Origin of the sequence: Bacillus cereus group sp. BfR-BA-01310 (assembly GCF_022664325.1) — a bacterium.
In the GTDB taxonomy this organism is placed as follows: Bacteria; Bacillota; Bacilli; order Bacillales; family Bacillaceae_G; genus Bacillus_A; species Bacillus_A paramycoides.
This window is the reverse complement of sequence record NZ_JAKUHD010000071.1, coordinates 1-2,044: the sequence shown is the minus strand read 5'-3', so window position 1 is coordinate 2,044 and position 2,044 is coordinate 1. Positions and strand designations below refer to the sequence as shown.

The following is a 2,044-nucleotide window of genomic DNA, read 5'->3' as shown; positions in this document are numbered from 1 at the left end:
ATCTGCCAGAAGGGTTCCGTCTAACCGTAGCATTTAAAATACGTCCATTTACTTCACGACTTTTGGCAAATCGAACAAGACCTAGTTTTGGTAATTTAATTTTATTTCCTACAACGGCAATGTTTTCATTTGTTTGTTTTGTGGTGTAAGATTGTACGGTATTCTTCTTAGATTTGAAACAACAAATCATTATAGATTATACAGGTGAATTTTAAGATTAAACAAGAAAGAGCATCCATAACGGGTACTTTTTTCTTTGTTATATAGAAATTACACATTAAATTAGTGAACCTTCTAATAAGACAAGCATATGATGAATTCGTGGGACGAGTTATCATATGATGTGAAACTTGGAGCACCATACTTATTTGTTGAAGAGTACCTAATGGCGGGTACTCTTTTTATTTCACCTTTTGATAAGGACAAGCATATATTAGAGTATGAGGTAGCCCCACTTCATATATTTGAGCACCTATCGATTATGGCTGCTCTTTTATTTTGTATAAAATTAACACTTGGATTAAAGGATATCTATATAAATTAGTAGAATCTAGTTGTTTGGTTCACATTTTAATCCAAGGGGTACAAATTCGATGCGAAGTGAAAAGGATTTGTTGAAACAATGGAAGGCGGATTTGCAAGCTATTCAAGAAGAGAAAAGGCTGAAGAAGAAGGCTAAGAAAAAGAATAAAAGATATAGTATGCCTGGTAATACAGCTGACTTCATGAATGGAAAGAATACTTATCGTAAAAAGCATGGGGTATGGAAGCAAAGAAATAAATAATGTAAGGATAAATGAGTTTGATTAAGTTTATAGCAATTATCGTAGGCGCTGCCGTGATCGGTTTAGCGTCTTATTTGTTGTTAAGGAAAGATAAGCGCAAACGTGTTGCATTTAGGGATAAGGGGGAATGAAGATGATATTTGGTAACGGGTTTACTCGTGCGTTATTAGGAATTTGGTTATGGCAACTAATTAAATGGCTAGGACCAGCATTCTTAATCGGATTAGGAGTGGGGTGGCTTATATGGGGATGACTAGAGAAGAAATGATTCGATTCGTCATAGATGGCGGAAGAGAGTTTGGAGAAGATTACACTCTTAAAGGATTAGAGAAGATGTCTGATGAGGAATTGAAGAAAGAAGTTGAATGGGTGGATTATCTGTTGGGTAAGTAATCAGTGCAAAACAAACGAACACAACGAACGAAAATAGAGAGGGTTAACAAAGAAAGCTTTTTATAATTTGTATCTACACACACCTATATGTATATTTTATATGTGTAAATTATAAATAGATGTAAGTAGTTATATTTCTGTAATAAGTTTATATTCTCCTCTATTTGATTTAAAGTTAATTAATTAAAATGGCGAGTCCACTGCTTTTTTTATTTTGCATAGAAAAAAGGAACCTGTAATGGCTCCTTTTCACAATGCTACCTTATACTTATTGATTTTCCGCTTAACATCCATAAAAGCTAGTAATGCTGCAATAGCGCAAAGACCTTTAAACCAAAGGAACTCGGAAGAAAATAGTCCACCAAAGAAAGCGACCGAGTGTATAAAACAAGTAATACCAAATAACCAAAGCATGAACTTTAATTCCTTTGAGGAATACTTATAGTTTTTAAATCTTTCCCACATATGTATCAACTCCTATTGTCCTGATGTTCTGTAGTTTTTCTTGATGATATCTCGCATATTTAAGACAAAGAATAGAAGGAAAACCAAGGCTATGATACCGTTAACCCAGTAGTATGTATGTCCTGTTGTGAATCCAGTATAGAAAGAAAAGGAATTCCAAACTAAAAGGATTGTTGAACAGATAGTAGAGATCAATAATGAACTAAAACTTCTCATGATTTTCACCTCGATTCAAATTTTTAGAACTTTTTATATAATTATACATTTAAATACAAGGATTTACAAAATGAATTACCATAAAGGGGTACCGCCACATCGCTATCAAGCTAAAATTTTATAGTACCCCCAGAACGAAATTTTGTGTTAACTTATAACAAAAAAATATATATTTAGAACGTACT

General features: G+C 33.2%; 5 protein-coding genes and 1 pseudogene. 3 read left to right on the top strand and 3 right to left on the bottom strand.

From position 1 onward, the window contains the following. Nucleotides 1-181 (bottom strand): annotated as a pseudogene (locus MR109_RS29565) (IS200/IS605 family element RNA-guided endonuclease TnpB); the annotation flags it as partial. Between the two features lie 129 nt (nucleotides 182-310). Here MR109_RS29565 and MR109_RS29560 point away from each other — a divergent pair. The 3 genes from MR109_RS29560 (at nucleotide 311) to MR109_RS29550 (ending at nucleotide 1,178) form a co-directional block, all read left to right on the top strand. Further along, nucleotides 311-544: a hypothetical protein gene (locus tag MR109_RS29560; RefSeq protein WP_242274853.1), complete on the top strand. Its 234-nt coding sequence runs from the start codon at nucleotides 311-313 to the stop codon at nucleotides 542-544. Between the two features lie 49 nt (nucleotides 545-593). Next, on the top strand, nucleotides 594-785 hold the full coding sequence (locus MR109_RS29555; RefSeq protein ID WP_242274852.1) for a hypothetical protein: 192 nt from the start codon (nucleotides 594-596) through the stop codon (nucleotides 783-785). Nucleotides 786-1,028: 243 nt separating this feature from the next. After that, a complete protein-coding gene (locus tag MR109_RS29550; RefSeq protein ID WP_242274854.1) occupies nucleotides 1,029-1,178 on the top strand; it encodes a hypothetical protein in 150 nt (49 codons plus the stop codon). A 249-nt stretch (nucleotides 1,179-1,427) separates the two neighbouring features. Here the strand turns inward: MR109_RS29550 and MR109_RS29545 are convergent, their stop codons facing one another. Then, a complete protein-coding gene (locus MR109_RS29545; protein WP_098475187.1) occupies nucleotides 1,428-1,643 on the bottom strand; it encodes a hypothetical protein in 216 nt (71 codons plus the stop codon). Nucleotides 1,644-1,655: 12 nt separating this feature from the next. Then, complete coding sequence (locus MR109_RS29540) at nucleotides 1,656-1,859, bottom strand: hypothetical protein (RefSeq protein ID WP_242274851.1); 204 nt, start codon at nucleotides 1,857-1,859, stop codon at nucleotides 1,656-1,658. Nucleotides 1,860-2,044 lie beyond the last annotated feature (185 nt).

What these genes read in the sequence shown, in the direction of transcription:
- MR109_RS29560 (WP_242274853.1), top strand. Translation starts at nt 311, where the DNA reads ATGATGAATTCGTGGGACGAGTTATCATATGATGTGAAACTTGGAGCA.
- MR109_RS29555 (WP_242274852.1), top strand. Translation starts at nt 594, where the DNA reads ATGCGAAGTGAAAAGGATTTGTTGAAACAATGGAAGGCGGATTTGCAA.
- MR109_RS29550 (WP_242274854.1), top strand. Translation starts at nt 1,029, where the DNA reads ATGGGGATGACTAGAGAAGAAATGATTCGATTCGTCATAGATGGCGGA.
- MR109_RS29545 (WP_098475187.1), bottom strand. Translation starts at nt 1,643, where the DNA reads ATGTGGGAAAGATTTAAAAACTATAAGTATTCCTCAAAGGAATTAAAG.
- MR109_RS29540 (WP_242274851.1), bottom strand. Translation starts at nt 1,859, where the DNA reads ATGAGAAGTTTTAGTTCATTATTGATCTCTACTATCTGTTCAACAATC.